This window comes from Candidatus Solirubrobacter pratensis (assembly GCF_000425945.1).
In the GTDB taxonomy this organism is placed as follows: Bacteria; Actinomycetota; Thermoleophilia; order Solirubrobacterales; family Solirubrobacteraceae; genus Solirubrobacter; species Solirubrobacter pratensis.
Genome location: NZ_AUEK01000006.1, coordinates 277,911 through 297,573 on the forward strand (window position 1 = coordinate 277,911; position 19,663 = coordinate 297,573).

Sequence of the window (19,663 nt, forward strand, 5' to 3'; positions counted from 1 at the left end):
GATGCACGCGTCACGAGGCCACCCGCTGAAACGGCGCGGTAATGGAAGCGAGGCGCCGAAACGACCGCGGCGCGCGGGGGTGCGCGACGTTCCTTCGAGCTACCGCGCAGTTGACGTCCGCCGCGAGAGCGAGGGGCCGCCGTAGGGACCCTCGGCCCTCAGCAGCCGGCGCGCCGGAGACCGAGCTCAGCGGCGACCGCCGGGAGCCCGAGCACGATCGCGGTCGCCAGCTCGGCCGCCTGCAGCAGCAGCCCGTAGGACAGCCCGAGCCCGGAGCCGACGCCCGCGACGGCGAGCACGCCGATGCACGCGGCCTGGAAGATGCCGATGTTCGACGGGGTCAGCGGGACGGCGGCGGTGACGTTGACCGCCACCAGGATCGCCGCGGCGGTCGCGAGCGGCGCCGGGACGTGCACGTCGAGCGCGCGCAGCAGCGCGTACGCGGCGAGCGCCTGCAGGCCCCAGGCGGTCAGCTGGAGCGTCGTGATCGCCACCCCGCGTCGCAGCGGGCGGAACACCGAGAGGCCCTTGCGCACGGAGGCGAGCTGCCGCGCGACGAAGCCCCGGGGCGCAAGCCGCGCGCCGGCGAGGACGGCGACCACCGCCGCCGCCGGCCAGCCCACGGCGAGCAGCGTGGCGGTCCGCCCGCCGATCGCGAACCCGCCCGGGAGCGCCACGAGCGCGAGCATGACCAGCGCGACGAGATTCAGGATCGTCTGCGTGACGAGCGTGCCGACGACGGTCGCGAGCCGCTCGCGCCGCGCGAGGCCGCGCGCGATCACCCACGCCCGCAGCGGCTCGCCGACGCGGCCGGGAGCCACGGCCGAGCCGAGCACACCGATCATCGTCGCGCGGACCACGCGGCCCGCGCCGATCCGCTCGGCCGGAAGCGCCGCGTGCAGCATGCCCGTCCAGGCGAGCGCCCGCATCAGCATCGCCGCGGAGTTGAGCGCGAGCGCGGCGAGGACCCACCCGGGCGTCGCGGCGGCGAGCGCGCTGAGATCGAGCCGCCGGCACGCCACCACCGTCGCCGCGAGCGCGGCGGTCGTCGCGAGGGCGTATCCGACCCGCCGGCCGGTCAGCGTGAACGTGCGCGCCACCAGAACTCGATCAGGATCACCACCACGAGGGCGAACAGCACGGCGCCCGGGTCGATGGGCATATGAACGTTGTACGCCTGCGCGCCTGACGACATCCTGAACGAGAGCCCGGGCTGATCTGCTCCCGCGTACGACTCGAGTCGTACGCGCCGGCGCGCCGAAGATCAGCCTCGCGGGCGTTGCCCGCGACGGCACCCGGCGCCTAGCTTGCCTGGCGATGATCCAAGCCAGCGAACTGACGAAGCGCTACGGCGCGAAGACGGCCGTGGACGAGCTGTCGTTCACGGTGCAGCCGGGCGTCGTGACGGGCTTCCTCGGCCCCAACGGGGCCGGGAAGTCGACCACGATGCGCATGATCCTCGGGCTGGACGCTCCGTCCGCAGGCGAGGTCACCGTCAACGGCCGCCGCTATCGCGACCTGCCCGCGCCGTTGCATCAGGTCGGCGCGCTGCTCGAGGCACGCTCGATCCACACGGGCCGCTCGGCGGCCAACCACCTCCTGGCGCTCGCCCAGACGCACGGGATCCCGCGCCGGCGGGTCGAGGAGGTGATCGACCTCGTCGGGCTGCGGTCGGTCGCGCGCAAGCGGGCGGGCACGTTCTCGCTCGGGATGGGCCAGCGGCTCGGGATCGCGTCGGCGCTGCTCGGCGACCCCGCCACCGTCGTGCTCGACGAGCCGGTCAACGGGCTCGATCCGGAGGGCATCCACTGGATCCGCAACCTGCTGCGCGGACTGGCGGCCGAGGGGCGCACCGTCTTCGTCTCGTCGCACCTGATGAGCGAGATGGCGCTGACCGCGGACCACCTGATCGTCGTCGGGCGGGGCCGCCTGCTCGCCGACATGACGACCGGCGAGTTCATCGCCCAGGCCTCGCCCGCGCTGGTCCGCGTCCGCTCCCCCCATGCGACGCGGCTGCGCGAGCTGCTGCTCGGCGACGGCGTGACGGTCCGCAGCGACGGGCCCGGCATCCTCGAGGTGGGAGGGCTGGCGATCGAGGAGATCGGCGACCGCGCCGCCACCGAAGGCCTGACGCTGCATGAGCTCTCGGCCCACCAGGCGTCACTGGAGGCCGCGTTCATGGAGATGACACGCGACGCCGTCGAGTACGAGGCCGCGGCATGAGCGCGGTCACGCAACCTCGGGTCGTGCTCTCGGAGTGGACCAAGCTGCGCTCGCTGCGCTCCAGCCGCCTCTCGCTGATCGTCGCGGTCGGCCTCGTCATCGGCCTCGGCCTGCTGATCCCGTTCGTGAGCGTGAGCAACTGGGCCGCCGGCACTCCGACCGCGGGCTACAACGCCGTCGAGCGCAGCCTCGGCGGCATCTACCTCGCCCAGCTCGCCTTCGGCGTGCTCGGCGTGATGCTCGTCACCGGCGAGTACTCGACCGGCATGATCCGCGCGACGTTCACGGCCGTCCCGCGCCGCCTGCCGGTGCTGTGGGCCAAGCTCGCGGTGTTCCTGGCGGTGACGCTCGCGCTCGGCACGATCTCCTGCGTCGTCGCGTTCCTCGGCGGCCAGGCGATCTTCGCGAGCAAGCACGTCGACGCCTCCTTCGGCGATCCGCACGTCGCCCGCGCGGTGCTCGGCGCCGGGCTGTTCCTCGCGGCGATCGGCGCGCTCGGCGTCGCCATCGGCGCGCTGCTGCGCAACACGGCGGCGGCGATCGCCACGCTGACCGGGCTGCTGTTCGTGCTGCCGGTGATCGTCCAGGTGCTCCCCCGCTCCTGGTCGGACGCGATCGGCCCGTACCTCCCCGGCGACGCCGGCACGGCGATCATCGCGATGCACCCGGACCCGCACCAGCTCGCGCCGTGGACCGGGCTCGGCGTGCTGTGCGTCTACGCTGCCGTCGCGACGATGCTCGCCACCGTCATGCTGGTCCGACGCGACGTGTGAACGCTCCCGACCGACAGCTCCAGCGCCACCCGCTCGCGACCGACGTACTGCTCGCGCTGATCGTGCTCGCGATCAGCGCGACGGGCGCGGTGGCTCGCGAGCGGCCGGAGTCGCTGCTCTTCACGGTCGCGCTGGTCGCGCCGCTCGTGTGGCGCCGACGCGCCCCGCTGCCCGTGTTCCTCACCATCGCGGGCGTCGCGCTCGCGCAGTGGCTGGCGGACATCCGCCTGCTCGCCGACATCGCGCTGCTGGTCGCGATCTACACCGTGGCGGTGCACGAATCGCGCCCGCGCCTCGCACTCGCGGCCGCCGTCCTCGAGACCGGCATCGTCCTCGCCACGCTGCGGTGGACGCTCGGCTCCGGCGCGCCGGTCTTCGTCTTCCTCACCGGGATGGCGACGGCCGCCGCGGTCCTCGGCGTGAACGTGCGCACGCGGCGCGCCTACCTGGCTTCGCTCGAGGAGCGCGCCGCGCAGCTCGAGCGCGAGCGCGACCAGCAGGGCCGGCTGGCCGCGGCGGCCGAGCGGGCGCGGATCGCGCGCGAGATGCACGACGTCGTCGCGCACAACCTGTCGGTCATGGTCGCGCTCGCCGACGGCGCCGGCTTCATGGCCGGCAGCGATCCGGCCCGCTCCGCCGATGCGATCGAGCAGGTGTCCCGGACCGGCCGCCACGCGCTGCGCGAGATGCGGCTGTTGCTCGGCGTGCTGCGCGACGACGAGGCCGCCGCGCTCGCGCCCCAGCCCGGCCTCGCCGACCTCGACGCGCTGCTCGAGCAGGTCCGGGCGGCCGGGCTGCGCGTGACGCTCGAGACGTCAGGGACGCCGGTGGCGCTCGGCTCGGGCGCCGAGCTGACCGTCTACCGGCTTGTGCAGGAGGCGCTGACCAACACGCTCAAGCACGCCGGCGCGAACGCGCAGGCGACGGTCCGGCTGCGCTACGACGGCGACGGGATCGACGTCGAGGTCGCCGACGACGGCCGCGGGGGCTCGCGCGTCGCGGCCGGCGGTCAGGGCCTCAGCGGGATGCGCGAGCGCGCGGCGGTCTACGGCGGCGACATCGAGGTGGGGCCCGCACCGGCCGGCGGCTGGCGCGTCCACACACGGCTCGGGAGCGCGGCATGAGCATCGCCGTGCTGCTCGCCGACGACCAGCCGCTGCTGCGGATGGGCTTCCGCATGATCCTCGACGCCCAGCCCGACATGACCGTCGCCGGCGAGGCGGCGGACGGAGACGAGGCGGTCGAGCGCGCCGCCGCGCTGGCGCCCGACGTCGTGCTGATGGACGTTCGCATGCCGGGCACCGACGGGATCGAGGCAACGCGCAGGATCGTCGCGTCCGGGAGCCGCACGCGGGTGCTGATCCTGACCACGTTCGACCTCGACGAGTACGCGTTCGCGGGGCTGCGCGCCGGCGCCGGCGGCTTCCTGCTCAAGGACGCCCCGCCGGACGACCTGCTGTCCGGGATCCGCGCCGTCGCCGCCGGCGACGCCGTCGTCGCGCCGAGCGTCACCCGCCGGTTGCTCGACGCCTACGCGCACCGGCTGCCCGACGGGCACGCGCCGGCGACGCGCGCGGCGCGGCTGGACCCGCTGACCGAGCGCGAGCGCGAGGTCCTGCTCGCCGTGGCGGGCGGCCTCTCCAACGCGGAGATCGCCGCCCGCCTCGTGGTCTCCGAGGCCACCGTGAAGACGCACGTCGGCCGGATCCTCACCAAGCTCGGTCTGCGCGACCGCGTCCAGGCGGTGATCCTCGCCTACGAGACCGGGCTCGTGCAGGCCTCGCAGCGCTAGTCGCGAGGACGACGCGTTCTCGGAGAAGACGCCGCGCGTGCTCGGGCCGACGCCGGTCTCGGCGAGCGTCTTGGGATCGTTGCGTTCCGGGTGGGCCGTTCAGGAATCGATCAGGCGCTCTGCACGACGCTGCTGTGGCCAGTCGTCCACCCAGGATTGCCAATGACCGATCCCATCAGCGTTCTCGTCGTCACCGACCGGATCGCCGTCTCACCTGAGCTGCTCGGCGCGATCCGGGAGCGCGCGGCCCGCGCCCCGATCCAGGTGCGCCTGCTCGTGCCGAACCCCGCACCGGCCGAGTGGCACCCGACGCACCCCGAGCGCCACATGAAGGCGGAGGCCGCTCGCGGCGTGCTCGGGAAGACCCTGCCGGCGCTGCAGGAGGCCGCCGGCGTGCCGGTCGAAGGGTTCGTCTCGACGCGGCACGACCCGATCGACGCGATCGAGGAGATCCTCCATGACGAGCAGATCGACGAGCTGATCGTCGCGACGACGCCCCATCACATCGAGGGGTGGCTGCACGTCGACGTGCCCCATCGCGCCGCTCATCTCGGACTTCCCGTGACGGCGATCGCCGGGACACACGCGCTGGAGATCGTCGACCCGCGTGCGCGCCCGCGGATCGGTCCGACGCTCGGCCGCCGGATGCTGAACAAGGTGCCGGAGGTGACCCTCTACTTCTGGGTGATCAAGATCATGTGCACGACCGTCGGGGAGACCGCGGCGGACTACCTGAACATGAACCTCGGGTTCGGGCTGACCAACACGACCTACGTCGCCGGTGCGCTGCTGATCGCCCTGCTGGCCGCGCAGTTGCGCGCCGACCGCTACATCCCCGGCCTGTACTGGTCGGTCGTCGTGGTGATCTCGGTGTTCGGCACGCTGATCACCGACAACATGACCGACGGTTACAACGTGCCGCTCACCACCAGCACGGGACTCTTCGGCGTGGTCCTGGCGATCGTGTTCGCGATCTGGTGGGGCGTCGAGCGCACGCTGTCGATCCACACGATCTTCACGACCCGCCGCGAGGCGTTCTATTGGCTCACGATCCTCTTCACGTTCGCGCTCGGCACCGCCGCCGGCGACCTCGTCGCCGAGAAGCTGAGCCTCGGCTACGGCGTCTCGATCGCCATCTTCGGTGGCATCATCGCCCTCATCACCGTCGCCCACTTCATGCTCGAGCTCAACGCCGTGCTGTCGTTCTGGCTCGTCTACATCCTGACGCGGCCGCTCGGGGCCTCGATCGGCGACTTCATGTCCCAGCACAGCAAGAAGTACGGCGGCCTGGGCCTCGGTACGACCGGCACGAGCTACATCTTCCTCGGCTGCATCCTCGCGCTCGTGGTGTACCTCACGGTGACCCGCCGCGACGCGACCGAGCTGCAACCTGAGCCGACCTGAGCGATGCCGCGGGCGCTGATCCTGTCGGCCGACATCGGCGCCGGGCACGACCTGCCGGCGGAGCTGCTCGCGCACGCCTTGCGCGAGCGCTCCGCCGAGGCGGTGATCGCGGACGGGCTGTCGGAGATGGGCCGCCTCACGCACGTGCTCGGGCGCCGGGGGGTCGAGACGATCCTGCGCGGCGCGCCGTGGGTGTTCGACGCCCAGTACTGGCTGATCCAGCGCTTCGCGCCGACACGGCGGCTTGCGGCCGCGGCGCTCGAGCGGATCGGCCGCGACGGCCTGCTGCGCCTGATCGCGCGCGAGCGGCCGGACGTGATCGTGTCGACCTACCCGGGCACGACCGAGGTGCTCGGCCGCCTGCGCGGGGCCGGGCGGGTGACGGTGCCGTGCGTCGCGGCGATCACCGACCTGGCGGCGCTGCGCTACTGGGCGCACCCGGGCATCGACATGCACCTGACGATCCACGCCGAGTCGCGCGCCGAGGTCCAGGCGATCGCCGGGCCGCACGCTGAGATCCGCCACGTGCGCGGGTTCTCGCGGCCCGAGTTCGACGACCCCCCGGCGCGGGCGCAGGCGCGGGCGGCGCTCGGCCTGGCGCCTGGCCCGCTGGCGCTGATCTCGGGCGGCGGCTGGGGCGTGGGCGACCTCCGCCGCGCGGCGCGGGCGGCGCTCGCGGCCGGCGCGACGCCGGTCTGCCTGTGCGGCACCAACGACGCGCTGCGCGCTCGGCTGCAGCGCGACGGCATCCGCACCGAGGGCTTCACCACGAGGATCTGCGAGTGGATCGCCGCCGCCGACGTGCTCGTGCACTCGACCGCCGGACTGACGGTCCTGGAGGCCGAGCTGTGCGGAACCTGGGCGATCTCCTACGGCTGGGGCTTCGGCCACATCCGCATCAACAACGAGGCCTACCGCCGCTTCGCGCTCGCCGCCGTCGCGACGACCCCGGAGCTGCTCGAGACCGAGCTGCGCCGCGCGCTCGCCTTCCCGCGCCGGCGACCGCAGAACGGCACGGCGCTGCCCACGGCCGCCGACGCGGTGCTCGAGCTGGTCAATGGGCGATGAGCCGGCGCACCGGCGCGGCGGCGCCGAGCTGCAGCGAGGCGCCCACCACGAGCGCGAGGCCGGCGATGATCGCCACCGGGTGGCTCCAGCGCTCGCCGGTGACCGTGGGGGCGAGCAGCACCGGCACGGCGGTCTGCAGCGCGAACGCGCCGGCGGCGACGCGCGCCGCGCCGCTGCGCTGGAGCGCCGCCATCTCGTCGGCGAGCGCGAGGCCCGCCACCGCGGCCGTCGGCAACGCCCAGACCAGGCCGCTCTCGGTCAGCAGCTTGCTCCCGAGCCCCGACGCCGCGTAGCCGCAGCCGGCGGCGGCGACAAGCGCCCAGCCCGGCAGCCGGCCGCCCCTCAGCCACGGCACGGCGGCGATCGCCGCCAGCCCGCCGACCGCGAGCGCCGCCGCGCCGGCGTCGGCGGAGCGCTCCGCGGGCGCCGTCCAAGCCAGCAGCGCCAGCCCGGCGACGATCGTCCCAACCGCCGCGAAGTCGCGCGCGCGGACCGGCTCATGGAGCAGCCGCGCGCCCAGCACGAGCAGGAGCACGAGCCCGATCGCCAGCGCGGGCTGCACGACGGTCAACGGGGCGATCGCCAGCGCGGCGATCTGCAGCGGCCAGCCGGCGATCGCGAGCCCGGTGGCCGCAAGCCAGCGCGGCCGCCGGAGCAGCTGCGTGAGCCGCGCCGGCGAGCTGTCCGGCAGCGCCCGCGCCTCCAGCGCCTGCAGCGCGACCGCGCCGTCGAAGCAGCACGCCGCCGCGGCGCCCAGTGCGATCCCACCCGCGACGGCGCCCGCGCTCATGGCGTCATGATCCCCGGATGCGGGCGATCCTGACGGCCGCCGCCGCGGGCTGGGCGCTCCCCGCGCTCGCGCCGGTGTCGCCGCGCCTCGCCGCGGCGCTCGCCATCCCGCGCCGGCTCGACGTCCCCGGCGTGGCGCTGACCTTCGACGACGGCCCGCATCCCGAGGGCACGCCGGCGATCCTGGACGTGCTCGACGCCGCCGGGGCGAAGGCGACCTTCTTCATGGTCGGCGAGCGTGTGCTCGCGGCGCCGGACGTCGCGGCGGAGGTCGCCGCGCGCGGCCACGCGATCGCGCTCCACGGCCACCGGCATCGCAACCTCCTGCGCCTCGCGCCCGCGGCGATCGCGCGCGACCTCGAAACCGGGCGGCAGGCGGTCGCGACCGCCACCGGCGTCGACCCGGTGCTGCACCGTCCGCCGTACGGCATCTACTCCTGGCCGGCGCTGCGGCTCGTCCGCGCGCGCGGCTGGACGCCGCTGCTGTGGTCGCGCTGGGGCCACGACTGGCGCCGCCGGACGACGGCGGCGAAGATCGCGGCCGAGGTCACCGAGGACCTGCGCGCGGGCGACGTGCTGCTGCTGCACGACGCCGACGACTACAGCGCCGCCGGGAGCTGGCGCCGCACGGCGGCCGCCCTGCCGCGCGTGCTGGAGGCGATCGCGGCAGCCGGCCTGGAGGTTCAGGGGCGGTAGTAGAGCGGCACGCACCAGTGGTTCTCGGCGACCCAGTCGGCGTTCGGCAGCACCGCGTGGGAGCCCATGATGCGATGGCACGGCACGTCGTAGACCTTGCCCGTGGAGCGCTCGACCGGGTCGAAGACGATGTACTTGTAGAGCCCGGAGACCATTCCTTCCGGCAGCTCGAGCCGTCCCGGGTGCGCCGGATCGAGATGGCGCCGTGCGGCGGCGTTCTTCCACGCGACGATCTCCTCCATCCGCTCGGTCTGGACGACGCCGAGCGCCGCCGTGAACTCGCTCAGGCGGAAGTTCAGGCCGGCGACCTCGTGCTCGGGCTTGCCGTAGTTGCGGAAGGCGCGCGCGAACGCGAGCAGCTCGGGGTCGCGCGCCACGAGCATCCCGCCCTCGCCCGTCGAGACCGTCTTGGTCGCGTAGAACGACCACGCGCCGGCGTCGCCATAGGTCCCCGGCCGGCGCCCGTTCCACGAGGCGCCGTGCGCATGCGCGCAGTCCTCGAGCAGGAAGATGCCCTCGGCGCGGCAGAGCTCGGCGATCCGCTCGGCGTCGAACGCGATGTGGCCGCCGATGTGCACGAGGATCACGGCGCGCGGGCGATGCTCGGCCACCGCCGCCTCCAGCGAGGCGAACGACATGCACAGGTCCTCGCGGTTGCAGTCGACGAACTCGACGCGCGCGCCCGCGTGCACCGCCGCCAGCGGCGTCGCCATGAAGGTGTTGGACGGCACGAGCACCGTTTCCCCCCGGACGCCCGCGAACTCCAGCGCCGCCAGCGCCGCGCCGGTCCAGCCCCCGAACGCGACCGATCCGATCCCGTTCCAGGCCGACCACGCCTCCTCGAAGCGCGCCGTCAGCGTCCCTTCCGACCAGCGCTGCGACGCGATCGCCTCGTCCCAGAGCGCGTGCAGGCGCTGGCGGTCGCGCTCGTCGAACCCGATCGCGAAGCGATCGAGCTCCGGCATCACTCGTTCAGCCATGCCGGCAGCGCGCGCGGGAGCGTCGTGAGGCGGGCGGCGACGCCCGCGGAGAGGGCGAGCAGCACCAGCAGCGTCGCGTGCCCGTGGCGCAGGTGGTGGAGCTCATCCGGCCATGGGAGGAGCGCGATCGCGAGGCACGCGCCCGCGGCCGTGGTCAACCCGGCGCTGATCTGCCGGCCCGCGGGTCCGTCCCACTCGAACCCGCCGGCCAGCACGAGCGGCAGCATCAGCAGCAGCGCGCCGACGAAGGTGCCGTAGATGTTCATGTCGGAGTCGATCGGCGCAAGCGTCGCGAGGCCGACGATCACGACCGCCGTCAGCAGCGCGCCGGCCAGCGACAGCGCCGCGCGGCGGGCGAGCGCGCCGATCACGCGCGGCGGCTCGGAGCGGACCGGCACGGCGGCGCGATGCCAGTCGACGTAGCGGCGCACGCCTTCGGCGAACGTCGTCGTCGCGGTCCATCCGAGCTCCTGCGCGGCGCGCGCGCCGCTCACCGGCGCGCCCGCGAAGTCGCCCGTCCGGCCGGGTCCGTGGACGATCTCGACCTCGCCGACGGCGTCGCGGACCGCCAGGGCGATCTCCTTGACCGTGGTGTCCTCGCTCCCCACGAGGTTGTACGTCCGGTTCGCCGCCACCGGCGCCAGCGCGCGCACGACGCCGTCGGCCAGGTCCTCGACATAGACGAATCGGCGCGACTGCAGGCCGTCGCCCGCGATCGTGAGCGGCTCACCGGCGAGCGCCCGCGCGGTGAACGCCGGGACGACGGCCGCCGGCCGCGCGCGCGGACCGTAGGGGATGCCGAAGCGCAGGATCGTGTGCTCGAGGCCATACAGCTGGCCGTACGAATGGCAGTAGAGCTCGCCTGCCAGCTTGGTCGCCGTGTAGAGGTGCGCCGGCGGGTGCAGCGGCAGCGACTCCTCGTGACACTCGGCGGGCGTGTCTGAGTAGGTCCAGATCGTCGAGGCGTAGACGACGCGCGAGACGCCCGTGCGCCGCGCCGCCTCCAGCACCTGCAGCGTGCCGCGCGCGTTGCGCCGCTCGGCCTCGACCGGATCGGCCAGCACCTCGTTGACGTCCGCCGCGGCGGCGAGGTGGATCACCGCCTCGCAGCCGGCCATCGCCTCGCTCAGGCGTTCGAGCTCGCTCAGGTCGCCGAGCACCGCATCCACGTCGGGATGCCATGGTGACGGCCGCAGGTCGTAGATCCGGGGCTGGTCTCGCGCGGCGAGCAGGCGGTCCACGACGTGCGACCCGATGAACCCCGAGCCGCCGGTGACGAGGACCCTCGTCACGTGCGACCCCGCGGCCGGCGAGGCCGGCCGCGCTCGACTACGCCCACGTCGGTCGTCATAGAGCCGTTGTACGCGCCGCTGCCTGACTGCTTCCTGAACGCCCGTCCGGAGCGCATGAAGCCGATCCTCCGTTTCGCGAGCATGCCGTGGCTTGAGGCTGCATCGTAGGGCGCGGCCAGCGTCTCGGCGGCGCGAGTGCGTCAGCGCGGCACTTCGGCGCGGTCACGCGTCAGCGCGGCGGGGTCGCCTGCACGGCAAGGCGCCGGGGCTCGGCATGGGCGGGCGCCGAAACGTGCGCGGTGGCGGCCGCCCGGGGCGCGACCGGACCGTGGTCGGCGAGCGCGACGGCGGCCGCGACGGCGACGGCGATCAGCAGCCCGGCCGCGGCGTCGCGCCCGGATCGTCGTGGCGACCGGGCGGCGGCGAGCTGGCGGGCGAACGCCTCGAAGAGTTCATCCAAGCGGGTCACGTACCGCCCCATCGGTTCCCTCTGCGCGTCGTCCGTGACACGGCCCGGGCGGCAGGCGCCGCCCGGGCCCGGCCGCGGGTCACTTCAGCGGGATGCCCAGCGACTCGCTGTAGACGTTCTGGTCATTGGCCTGCGCCGCGTTGGGCGCCCCGGCCGTGCAGGCGCTCGGGGGCTGCGTCACGTTGCCGGCCGAGTCGCGGCACACGAGCAGGTCCGGGTCGCGCGTGTCCATCCATGCGGGATGCGCGACGTCGCCGGCGCTCAGGCCGCTGTAGTCGCCGAAGAACGCGCCCTCGAACTGCGTCGCGGGCGGCATCGAGGACGTGGTGACGCGCGTCGTCCCGAAGCTCGAGCCGTCCTGCGTCCCGGACAGGCTGACGTCCGAGAAGCCGGTCTGCTCGTCGCTGCCGTAGGCGCGGTCGTAGAACGAGACCGCGAGCCTGCCGCGCGGGTCGAACGCGGCCCACTGCCAGAACTGGTCGGCCTGGCTGTCGCCGTCGCGCGCCGCCGGCAGTTCGCGGACGTCGCTCGAGCCGCCGCTGAACGTCCTGCCGCCGTCGGTGGAGCGGCTGATCAGGATGTCGTTGTTGCAGGCGCCCGCGGTCTTGACCCCGGTGTAGAGCGGCTGGAACGTGTCGGGGTTGTAGCCCTGCGGCACGCAGGGGTTGCGCAGGCGCTCGTTGGAGTGGCGGTTGATGTAGGAGCCGAACGTCACGTCGATCTCGCGCGGGTCGCGCGGGTTGGCGGCGGCCGACGGATAGTTCGTCGCGCGGAAGTACGAGTTGGCGGTCTCGCCCTTCTCCGGCACGCACGCGACGCCGGGATCCTGGCCCTGGTAGGTCTCGCAGTCGGGCAGGTCGTAGTAGTCGGCGACCTTCACCGGCGCCGAGAACGTGTTGCCGCCGTCGGTCGACTTCGCGAGCAGCACCTGCGCGCGGTTGTCGATGCCGGTGGGCGGTGCCGCGGACCGGTCGGCGCCGCCCTCGTCGTCGCCCTCGCCCGGACGCACGCCGGTCACGTTGTAGTTGTCCCACACGACGTAGAGCGCGCCGTCCGGACCGGTGAACGGCTGCGAGAACTGGTTCGCGTTGCACGTGCCCTGCGGCGTCGGGCCGCCGAGCGGGTTCGAGCACAGCGCGCTCGTGGTGCTGACCAGCTTCGGCGCGCTGAAGCTCTCGCCGTAGTCGCGCGAGTAGGCCTCGTAGATGTAGGCGGTGCCGTCGGGGGCGAACAACGTCCAGGTGACGTAGATGCGGTCCTGGAACGGGCTCCCGCGCTGGGCGTCGATCGTCATGTACTGCTTGTCCAGCAGCGCGTTCCCGGCTCCTACGACGTCGTTGAGCTCGACCACCGGCCGGGCCGGGAAGTTCCACGACGCGCCGCCGCTGCCGGTCGAGCGGAAGACGTAGAACGCGCTCGACTGATCGGGGTTGTTGGAGACCGCGGCGCCGCGCATGAACATCTGGCACGACAGGTACGCGTTGCCCTTGGTGTCCCACGCCACCGACGTATCCCCGCCGGCCTGCCAGTACTGGCGCGCGGCGCCGCCGAAGCTCGTCCCGCGCGTGAAGCCCATCGGCGGCGTCGAGTCCTGCCAGCTGCGGCCGCCGTCGCCGGAGTAGTACGAGTAGCAGTTGCCGTCGCCGCGGCGATAGTCGTTCGAGGACGCGACCACGCGGCGCGGCGCGTTCGGATCCTGCGCGATCGCGGTCTCGTTCTGCGCCTGGCCGCGTCCCTGCAGATCAGGGTCGGTCAGGTTCAGGCAGTTCTGGTTGACGCGCACGTTCGCGCCCCGGTCGACGGGACACCCCGTCTGGGCGCTCTTCTGCAGCGCCTGCGCCGGCTGCTTGCCGAGGGCGTTCGGCGCGAGGCCCGCGCGCCGCTCGATCGCCCCGCGCGCGAACCCCGAGACGAGACGCTGCTGGACCGGCGTCAGCGCGCTCAGCGGCGCGGCCTGCGCGGACGGTGCCGAGCCGCCGGACACCAGCCCGGCCTGAGCCGCCGCACCTCCGGCGATCGCCACGGCCAAGGCCGGGAACAGGAAACGCCGCATGCAGTCCTCCTCCGTAGAAACCGCGCCCACCGCCGGACCCCGGAGGCGGGCTACGACATGGCGAGCACAAGCTACGCCCCGCGCAGCCGGCGCGCGCCATTTCGAGAGGTCCGAGCACTGACCCTACGGTGAATGCACCACGTGTCCGGACCGGCGAACGCGTCATGGCCTGCCGGCCTGGCTGATCGCCGCGTCGTTCGCGGCGGCCACGCGATCATCGACCTGGGCGGTGCACGCGCGGATGTTGATGACGCCCTGGTTGGCGTCGCTCGTGCGGTCGCGCACCTTCAGCGCGAGATCGAACTCCGCCTGGATGTCGGCCGCGGTCACATACGTCCAGGCGCGCGTCCTTGAGGATGTCGAAGGACTGCTGGAGCGCCTGGCCGTCCACGTTGAGCCGGACCGCGTACGTGCCGAGCGGAGCCTTCGGCCCCGTGTTGCTGCCGGCCCAGTAGATCAGGCCGGGGAAGCTGACCGCGTTGTCGTCCGCGGAGGCGTAGCGCTGCGCGGCGACGTAAGCCGTCTGCGTGTCCTTGCCGTCACGGCCGTCACCGCCAGCGCGAGCAGCAGCACTCTCCGCCGTCGCTCGGACAACCAGCTCATTGCTTCCGTCCGTTCTCCCTCCGCCGGCGCGCCTGCGTGCCGGCGCTGCCTTGACCGCCTCAGCCGCCGAACCGCAGCGTCCTCATGACCGCGCTCGCGAGCCGGCGACGAATCGCGCCTCCACTTCCGCGACGGGCGCGGTCGTGACACGCGCGCCGTATCCCGCCGGATCGGTCAGCGCGCGGACGCCGGTGCCTGAGCCGCGTGCCGGTCAGGTTCTGACCCCCTGGCACGCTCATCCGGGCTCGATGGGTTAGCGTGACCGGACGAGGTCGGGGACAAGGATGAGGGACGGCGAGCAGGCATGGATCGAGCGTCCGGGGGAGCGCCCCGGATGATCTTCAAGCCGCCGCCGGACCCGGAGGAGCTCGGCGTCTCGCTCGAGCCGATCCCCGCGGAGCTCTCACCGGGGACCGTGATGGGTCCGGTGCATCTGACGGTGTCGAACCTGGAGCGGGCGCTGGTGTACTACGGCGGCTCCGTCGGCCTCACGGTCCTCGCCCAGGTCGACGGCGGCGCGACGCTGGGCACGCCCGAGCGCGAGCTCGTGGTCCTCGTCGAGGAGCGAGGCGCCCGGCCGGCGATCGGCTACACGGGCCTGTATCACTTCGCGCTGCTGGTCCCGGAGCGGCCGGACCTCGCGCGCTGGCTGGCGCACGCCGCCCGCGATCACGTGCGGCTGGTGGGGCTCTCCGACCACGTCGTCAGCGAGGCGCTGTACCTGAGCGACCCCGACGGGCACGGCATCGAGATCTATTGGGACCGGCCGCGGGAGACGTGGGACGGCCAGGTCGCCGCGAAGCTGACGACGCTGCCGCTCGATGCCGCCGACCTGCTCACCGAGCTCGAGGATCCGCGAACGGCGCCGTTCGACGGCCTGCCGGAGGGTACGCGCATGGGCCACGTGCACTTCAAGGTCGCCGCCATCCCCGAGACCGTCGAGTTCTATCGCGACGTGCTCGGCTTCGGCCTGATGGCCCGGCTCGGGTCCGACGCCGCGTTCCTGGCCGCCGGCGGCTACCACCACCACGTGGGCGCCAACGTGTGGGAGAGCGCGGGCGCGCCGCCGCCGCCGCCGGGATGCGCGGCGTTGCGACACGCCACGATCGTCCTCGAGGACGATGGCGAGCGCGACCGGCTGCTCGCGCGCGTCGAGCATGGGGGCGGCAGGGTGGACGACAGCCCGTTCGGCCCGCTGATCCGCGATCCCTCGGGCAACGCGCTGTCGCTCGCCTGACCGCTCCGGCGCCGGGCCGACGGGTCGTCACGCGGGGGCCGCGAGGCGCCCGAAAGCGCCTCGCAGCCCGCCCGGCGTGTCAGGACACCGCGCCGTCGTGGGCGAAGTGCGCACGTGACCGCGATCCGAGCGGGGAACGGGCGCTTTGCGGACCGGGACCGTACGCGCTCACGACGACCGCGCTTGGTCAGGGCGCGATACGCGGCGTTGATACGCGAACATCTAGTGCGACTCCGAGGCCGGGCGAACCGCGGCGGTCGGGATCAGGACCGCGGCGCGGCGGTGCTCGTCAGGGGCACGACACCGCGCCGTCCACAGCGACAACCGAGAAGAGAGCCCGATGACCGAGACCCAGCATGAGGACCCCCGCCAGACCGACCGCGACCACGTCGCCGGCCGGTCGCTGCCGGTTGTCACGGACGACGCGATGCGCGAGCGACTCGGCAAGTCCCGGCCGTACACGCTGGTGATGCTGCGCAGGACCGCCAGGTTCATCCGGCCCGATGTCGACGCCACGATCTGGGAGCACGGACGCCGCAACATGGCGCTCGCCGAGGACGGCGTCCTCGCGGTCGTGTGTCCGATCACCGATGAGAGCGAATGGTCCGGAGTCGGCATCTTCGCCGCCTCCGAGCAGGAGGCCGACGAGATCATGGCCCACGATCCGGGCGTGCTGGCCGGCATCTTCACGTACGAGATCCACCCGGTCCGCGGCTTCCCCGGCGCGAGCCTGCCCGCCTAGCGAGCGACGGCGCTACGCGGACGGCGGCAATGAGCGGCCGTCGCGTGCGGGCGGCTCCGGCGAGCGCGAGAGACCGTCGCGCGCGGGCACGGGCGGAGGCGCGGGCTCCGGCTGTGGCGAGACGCGTTCGGGCGCGGGCTCGGGCGGCGCGCACCACGGCGCCGTTCCCGCGCCGGAGCCGTTGCCGCCGCTGCGCCGACCAGCGGCCAGGAGGTTCGAACCGGCGGCCGATCGCCGCCGCAGCGCCGCGCGGGGGGCGAGGAGGCCGCCGTAGGGCACAGCGGCCGTCGCCAGGCGCGGCGGCCGCCCGCCCCAGATCAACATGGCGATCGCTCCCGCTGCGAACACGGCTCCCGCGAGCAGCAGCGCGATCGCGATGAGATCGCCGTCCGTCCCGCCGGCCTGCGCCGACGCGGCGATCGCTCCCGGCATCGCGAACCAGTACATCGGCGCGCGATGCGCCGCCGGGTCGTGACGAGCCACGGCGGACGAGGCGTCGCTCCGATCAGGCGCCGCCGTGGATGCCGGGACGGGGGTGAACGCGGCGGTCGCGAAGGGGCGTACCGCCTCGACCGCCGGAGCGCTGCGAGGCGCGAAGGTGCGCGTCGCCACGGTCCTCTCCTTCACCGGGGAGATGGGCGCAACCGGCGTGCCGGCCGGCGCCGGCCTGGCGGCCGCCGGGGGACTCTCGGCGCCTCCCGTGCCGTGGCGCCTTGCCGTCGCGCGCCGGTCACGATGGCCGCTGCCGCCCGGCTGAGTTGCGGGTTGGGGCCTGCCGCCGGAGCCGGTTGCCGGCGCGGCTCCGTCACGATGGCCGCCGCGCGCAGCGTGCCGGTCCGGCCAGGCGCGCCGGCTCGGCGCGGGCTGCTGAACCGGCTGCTGGGACCCGGCACCGCCATGCTTGTCAGGCTTCCCGCGCCCGCCCCCGTGCTGCCGGCCTCCACCACCCTGCCCGCCACCGGCACCATGCTTGTCAGGCGTTCCGCCCCCAGCACCCTGGCCGGCGCTCCCACCGTCGTTGCCGGCCGGCGCGGACCCGTCACCCTGACCGCCCGCCCCATCATGCTTGTTCCCTTGCGCCGACCCGTCGCCCGGGCCGCCCTGCTGCTGCCCCTGCCCTGATCCGTCGCCAGGGCCACCCGTCGACCCTTGTTGGTCCGGCGGCGGGGACCCGTCACCACCGTTGCCCGCGGACCCGTGACCGCGGCCGCCTCCCTGACCGCCCTGGTCCGGCGGCGGCGATCCGTCACCGCCCTTGCCCTTGCCGCCACCCTGCTGCGCCGCGCCCCACCCGTTGCCGTTCCCGCCGCCACCCTTGTGGTCCGCAGGCGCTGACCCGTCGGCCGCGGCAAGCATCGCGATCCGGTCGCCTCGGGTCGGCGTGCCGGTGGTCGATGCGGCGTCGGCGCGCGCCCATGCGACGGACACGAGCCCGAGGGCCGCGCAGATCGCTGCGACGCCGCCACTTCTCGTTGACGAGAACCTTCCCACGCGGAGCTGTGGCCCCGCTCCGCGCCCCGGTGGAGACGGGGTCCGACTCGACTTCCTGTCTGAGGCGCACGCCGACCATACGCCCGGATCTCGATCATCGAGATCGCCCGACGCGCGCAGAATGCGCCCACTGTCCCCACTTCTCGCAGCAGTCCGCGACACACCGGAATCCAGGTGCCCGCTGGCGGGGGCACTTTCGGGCTAGTCGCACGCCGTGAGGTCTCAAAACTGACCCGCCCGCGGTCACGGACCGGGCCGTCGGCCAGTGACGACCGACCGGCGGACCATCGCATTGCGCTCCGGGATCGCCGACCGTACCGGCCATGCTCCTGCGCACTCTGCTCGCCCCGACGACCGCCTTCCTCGGGGCGCTCGCCATCGCGGCGCCGGTCGCCGGCGCGACCGGCACCCCTGTCGCCGCCACCACCGCCGCTCCGCCGGCCGACGCGTGCGCCGCCGTGCGCAGCGCGGGTCCGATGGCCGTCCTCGGCCCGTACGGGCCGCTCGGCGACTACGGCCCGAACGGCGCGCTCGCCGGGCAGCCCAACCCCGGCGCGGGCTGCGGCGGGGCGATCAGCTTCGCGCTGCCCGGCTTCACGGTCGGTTCGTTCGTCAACGCGAACCTCTCGCTCGCCGGACAGGCTCCGATCGGGCAGTAGCACCACCGGCGGGGGGCGGGTCGCGGTGACCAGCCCCTCGATCGCGCGGCTCAGCTCGGGGAGGGTTGCCGACGCTCGTCAGAAGCCGGCCTGGGCCAACCGCTCGAACCGACGCGCGGTGAGGCGCACGTGGTCGAGGTAGTCCACGAGCACCGTGCGCCCGGGCCCCGCGCCGATCAGCACCGGGTAGCCGCCCTCGCCGGCACCGAGCCGACGCCGTCGGGCCGACGATCATCTGCGACACCGACAGGGCGGGCGCGAACACCAGCCCCTGCCGCCACTCCGCGTCGTCGCCCGGCCAGTATGGGCGGACGCCCGGGCGCGCGACGGCCGCCGTCGGCAGTGGGATCCGGGCCGCCGCCGCGACCTGCGGGCACATGGGTGCCCGCACTCCGTCGTGGAAGCCCGCGACGGCGACCGTGCCGCGCTCGTCGGTCAGCGACGCGATCGCGCGCATCAGCTCCAGCGGCGCCGCGCGCACGATCGGCGCGAACGCTGTGTGCTGGTCGGCCTGAAGCGGCTCCAGCGACAGCGTGAGCTCGAGCGAGCCGCGGCACCCGAATCCTGGCCGCTTCGCCGACGGCACGCTGACGCCGGAGCTGCAGGTCGTCTAGCTTGCCCCCGATGAACGACTTGAGGCCGTCCTCGCCGCCACCCGCCCTCGGCAGCGGGCTGCGGACGCTGCGGCGGGCACGCCGCCTGTCGCTCAGCGACGTCGCCGATGCCACGGGCATCTCGGCGTCGTTCCTGTCACTCGTCGAGACCGGCCGCAGCGACATCACGATCGGCCGGCTCACGCGGCTGGTCGACTTCTACGGCGTGACGATCAACGACCTGCTCCCGGCCGTCGGAGACGACGCGGACGTCGTGCGCCGGGCCGACGCTCGCCAGCTGCACTCGCCGGACGAAGGCATCGACGTGTACCTGCTCACCTCCGGCACCGACCGGACGATGATGCCGATGCTGCTCGTGTTCGAGCCCGGCGCCGGGCTCGCCGAGCTCGGGCGCCACCGCGGCGAGGAGTTCGTGCACGTGCTCGCAGGCGTCCTGCGGCTCGAGGTCGAGGGGAGCGACCCGCGGGTGCTGCAGTCCGGCGACAGCGCGTACTACCCCGGCGACCGGCCGCATCTCTTCCGCAACGGCAGCGATGAGCAGCGCCTGCGCCTCATCTGCGTCGACTCGCCGCCGCCGCTGTAGCCATCAGGCGGCGATCCGGTCCAGGGCGCCCGCGCGCGAATAGGACGCCAGCTTCTCGAACTTGCTGCTACTCCGTGCCCGCTTCGCCGCCATCCGTCCAGCATATTGAAGTCGCGTGCAAGATACTGCGCGACCACGAACGCGCGACCGGCGCTTCGCCTGCGGCAGCCGAGGTAGACGAGTAGCCTCGAGGTC

22 protein-coding genes are annotated in these 19,663 nt (G+C 73.9%); 14 read left to right on the forward strand and 8 right to left on the reverse strand.

Annotation, left to right across the window (positions count from 1 at the left end; genetic code table 11):
* Nucleotides 1–158: 158 nt before the first annotated feature.
* On the reverse strand, nt 159–1,100 hold the full coding sequence (locus H958_RS0105095) for a lysylphosphatidylglycerol synthase domain-containing protein (protein ID WP_028057871.1): 942 nt from the start codon (nt 1,098–1,100) through the stop codon (nt 159–161).
* A gap of 217 nt (nt 1,101–1,317) precedes the next feature.
* Between H958_RS0105095 and H958_RS0105105 the strand changes: the two genes are divergently transcribed.
* The 6 genes from H958_RS0105105 (at nt 1,318) to H958_RS42790 (ending at nt 7,260) form a co-directional block, all read left to right on the forward strand.
* Entirely contained in the window at nt 1,318–2,223 is a 906-nt protein-coding gene (locus tag H958_RS0105105) for an ATP-binding cassette domain-containing protein (RefSeq protein WP_028057872.1), read from the forward strand.
* On the forward strand, nt 2,220–2,996 hold the full coding sequence (locus tag H958_RS35135; protein ID WP_037409289.1) for an ABC transporter permease subunit: 777 nt from the start codon (nt 2,220–2,222) through the stop codon (nt 2,994–2,996). Before H958_RS0105105 ends, H958_RS35135 begins: the two co-directional genes overlap by 4 nt.
* Nucleotides 2,993–4,120 carry a sensor histidine kinase gene (locus H958_RS35140; RefSeq protein ID WP_051323844.1) on the forward strand — a complete coding sequence of 376 codons (1,128 nt, stop codon included), beginning with the start codon at nt 2,993–2,995 and terminating at the stop codon, nt 4,118–4,120. Before H958_RS35135 ends, H958_RS35140 begins: the two co-directional genes overlap by 4 nt.
* Nucleotides 4,117–4,788, forward strand: a complete 672-nt coding sequence (locus H958_RS0105120; protein ID WP_028057873.1) for a response regulator — start codon at nt 4,117–4,119, stop codon at nt 4,786–4,788. Before H958_RS35140 ends, H958_RS0105120 begins: the two co-directional genes overlap by 4 nt.
* Before the next feature lie 162 nt (nt 4,789–4,950).
* On the forward strand, nt 4,951–6,192 hold the full coding sequence (locus H958_RS47360) for a COG4705 family protein (protein WP_196807217.1): 1,242 nt from the start codon (nt 4,951–4,953) through the stop codon (nt 6,190–6,192).
* 3 nt (nt 6,193–6,195) lie between these two features.
* Complete coding sequence (locus H958_RS42790; RefSeq protein WP_028057875.1) at nt 6,196–7,260, forward strand: MGDG synthase family glycosyltransferase; 1,065 nt, start codon at nt 6,196–6,198, stop codon at nt 7,258–7,260.
* Here the strand turns inward: H958_RS42790 and H958_RS42795 are convergent.
* A complete protein-coding gene (locus H958_RS42795; RefSeq protein ID WP_051323845.1) occupies nt 7,247–8,050 on the reverse strand; it encodes a hypothetical protein in 804 nt (267 codons plus the stop codon). The two genes, H958_RS42790 and H958_RS42795, sit on opposite strands and share 14 nt — an antisense overlap.
* 17 nt (nt 8,051–8,067) lie before the next feature.
* On the opposite strand from H958_RS42795, the gene H958_RS35155 reads away from it, so the two are divergent.
* Nucleotides 8,068–8,745 carry a polysaccharide deacetylase family protein gene (locus H958_RS35155; protein WP_037409290.1) on the forward strand — a complete coding sequence of 226 codons (678 nt, stop codon included), beginning with the start codon at nt 8,068–8,070 and terminating at the stop codon, nt 8,743–8,745.
* On the opposite strand, the gene H958_RS0105145 is transcribed toward H958_RS35155, so the two are convergent.
* The 5 genes from H958_RS0105145 to H958_RS45890 form a co-directional block, all read right to left on the reverse strand.
* A complete protein-coding gene (locus tag H958_RS0105145) occupies nt 8,733–9,725 on the reverse strand; it encodes a DegT/DnrJ/EryC1/StrS family aminotransferase (protein ID WP_051323846.1) in 993 nt (330 codons plus the stop codon). The two genes, H958_RS35155 and H958_RS0105145, sit on opposite strands and share 13 nt — an antisense overlap.
* Nucleotides 9,710–11,017 (reverse strand): NAD-dependent epimerase/dehydratase family protein, encoded by a 1,308-nt coding sequence (locus H958_RS35160; protein WP_081685617.1) that lies wholly within the window; start codon nt 11,015–11,017, stop codon nt 9,710–9,712. The genes H958_RS0105145 and H958_RS35160 overlap by 16 nt, the downstream gene beginning before the upstream one ends.
* A 229-nt stretch (nt 11,018–11,246) precedes the next feature.
* Nucleotides 11,247–11,477: a hypothetical protein gene (locus H958_RS0105155; RefSeq protein WP_028057877.1), complete on the reverse strand. Its 231-nt coding sequence runs from the start codon at nt 11,475–11,477 to the stop codon at nt 11,247–11,249.
* An 88-nt stretch (nt 11,478–11,565) separates the two neighbouring features.
* Nucleotides 11,566–13,539: a sialidase family protein gene (locus H958_RS0105160; RefSeq protein WP_028057878.1), complete on the reverse strand. Its 1,974-nt coding sequence runs from the start codon at nt 13,537–13,539 to the stop codon at nt 11,566–11,568.
* 162 nt (nt 13,540–13,701) lie between these two features.
* Nucleotides 13,702–13,869 carry a hypothetical protein gene (locus H958_RS45890; protein WP_156027694.1) on the reverse strand — a complete coding sequence of 56 codons (168 nt, stop codon included), beginning with the start codon at nt 13,867–13,869 and terminating at the stop codon, nt 13,702–13,704.
* Nucleotides 13,870–14,476: 607 nt separating this feature from the next.
* Here H958_RS45890 and H958_RS0105170 point away from each other — a divergent pair.
* Nucleotides 14,477–15,379 carry a VOC family protein gene (locus H958_RS0105170; protein WP_051323847.1) on the forward strand — a complete coding sequence of 301 codons (903 nt, stop codon included), beginning with the start codon at nt 14,477–14,479 and terminating at the stop codon, nt 15,377–15,379.
* A gap of 340 nt (nt 15,380–15,719) precedes the next feature.
* Entirely contained in the window at nt 15,720–16,121 is a 402-nt protein-coding gene (locus H958_RS0105175; protein ID WP_196807218.1) for a YciI family protein, read from the forward strand.
* Between the two features lie 12 nt (nt 16,122–16,133).
* Here H958_RS0105175 and H958_RS0105180 read toward each other — a convergent pair whose 3' ends face one another.
* Entirely contained in the window at nt 16,134–16,553 is a 420-nt protein-coding gene (locus H958_RS0105180; RefSeq protein ID WP_156027695.1) for a hypothetical protein, read from the reverse strand.
* An 85-nt stretch (nt 16,554–16,638) separates the two neighbouring features.
* Here H958_RS0105180 and H958_RS0105185 point away from each other — a divergent pair, with 85 nt between their 5' ends.
* The 5 genes from H958_RS0105185 (at nt 16,639) to H958_RS0105215 (ending at nt 19,468) form a co-directional block, all read left to right on the forward strand.
* On the forward strand, nt 16,639–16,878 hold the full coding sequence (locus tag H958_RS0105185; RefSeq protein ID WP_156027696.1) for a hypothetical protein: 240 nt from the start codon (nt 16,639–16,641) through the stop codon (nt 16,876–16,878).
* A 53-nt stretch (nt 16,879–16,931) separates the two neighbouring features.
* Nucleotides 16,932–17,243 (forward strand): hypothetical protein, encoded by a 312-nt coding sequence (locus H958_RS0105190; protein WP_156027697.1) that lies wholly within the window; start codon nt 16,932–16,934, stop codon nt 17,241–17,243.
* Between the two features lie 692 nt (nt 17,244–17,935).
* Nucleotides 17,936–18,271, forward strand: coding sequence for a hypothetical protein (locus H958_RS35165; protein WP_037409292.1), 336 nt, complete (start codon nt 17,936–17,938; stop codon nt 18,269–18,271).
* 377 nt (nt 18,272–18,648) lie between these two features.
* Complete coding sequence (locus tag H958_RS48100) at nt 18,649–18,786, forward strand: hypothetical protein (RefSeq protein ID WP_156027698.1); 138 nt, start codon at nt 18,649–18,651, stop codon at nt 18,784–18,786.
* A gap of 109 nt (nt 18,787–18,895) precedes the next feature.
* On the forward strand, nt 18,896–19,468 hold the full coding sequence (locus tag H958_RS0105215; protein WP_028057884.1) for an XRE family transcriptional regulator: 573 nt from the start codon (nt 18,896–18,898) through the stop codon (nt 19,466–19,468).
* Nucleotides 19,469–19,663: the final 195 nt, after the last annotated feature.

Coding starts and splice junctions, on each gene's coding strand:
- H958_RS0105175 (WP_196807218.1), top strand. CDS start 15,720: ATGACCGAGACCCAGCATGAGGACCCCCGCCAGACCGACCGCGACCAC.
- H958_RS0105120 (WP_028057873.1), top strand. CDS start 4,117: ATGAGCATCGCCGTGCTGCTCGCCGACGACCAGCCGCTGCTGCGGATG.
- H958_RS0105170 (WP_051323847.1), top strand. CDS start 14,477: ATGATCTTCAAGCCGCCGCCGGACCCGGAGGAGCTCGGCGTCTCGCTC.
- H958_RS0105145 (WP_051323846.1), bottom strand. CDS start 9,725: ATGGCTGAACGAGTGATGCCGGAGCTCGATCGCTTCGCGATCGGGTTC.
- H958_RS48100 (WP_156027698.1), top strand. CDS start 18,649: ATGGGTGCCCGCACTCCGTCGTGGAAGCCCGCGACGGCGACCGTGCCG.
- H958_RS0105190 (WP_156027697.1), top strand. CDS start 16,932: ATGGCCGCCGCGCGCAGCGTGCCGGTCCGGCCAGGCGCGCCGGCTCGG.
- H958_RS35155 (WP_037409290.1), top strand. CDS start 8,068: ATGCGGGCGATCCTGACGGCCGCCGCCGCGGGCTGGGCGCTCCCCGCG.
- H958_RS0105215 (WP_028057884.1), top strand. CDS start 18,896: ATGAACGACTTGAGGCCGTCCTCGCCGCCACCCGCCCTCGGCAGCGGG.
- H958_RS42795 (WP_051323845.1), bottom strand. CDS start 8,050: ATGAGCGCGGGCGCCGTCGCGGGTGGGATCGCACTGGGCGCCGCGGCG.
- H958_RS0105180 (WP_156027695.1), bottom strand. CDS start 16,553: ATGCCGGGAGCGATCGCCGCGTCGGCGCAGGCCGGCGGGACGGACGGC.
- H958_RS35135 (WP_037409289.1), top strand. CDS start 2,220: ATGAGCGCGGTCACGCAACCTCGGGTCGTGCTCTCGGAGTGGACCAAG.
- H958_RS0105160 (WP_028057878.1), bottom strand. CDS start 13,539: ATGCGGCGTTTCCTGTTCCCGGCCTTGGCCGTGGCGATCGCCGGAGGT.
- H958_RS42790 (WP_028057875.1), top strand. CDS start 6,196: ATGCCGCGGGCGCTGATCCTGTCGGCCGACATCGGCGCCGGGCACGAC.
- H958_RS35165 (WP_037409292.1), top strand. CDS start 17,936: ATGCTCCTGCGCACTCTGCTCGCCCCGACGACCGCCTTCCTCGGGGCG.
- H958_RS47360 (WP_196807217.1), top strand. CDS start 4,951: ATGACCGATCCCATCAGCGTTCTCGTCGTCACCGACCGGATCGCCGTC.
- H958_RS0105105 (WP_028057872.1), top strand. CDS start 1,318: ATGATCCAAGCCAGCGAACTGACGAAGCGCTACGGCGCGAAGACGGCC.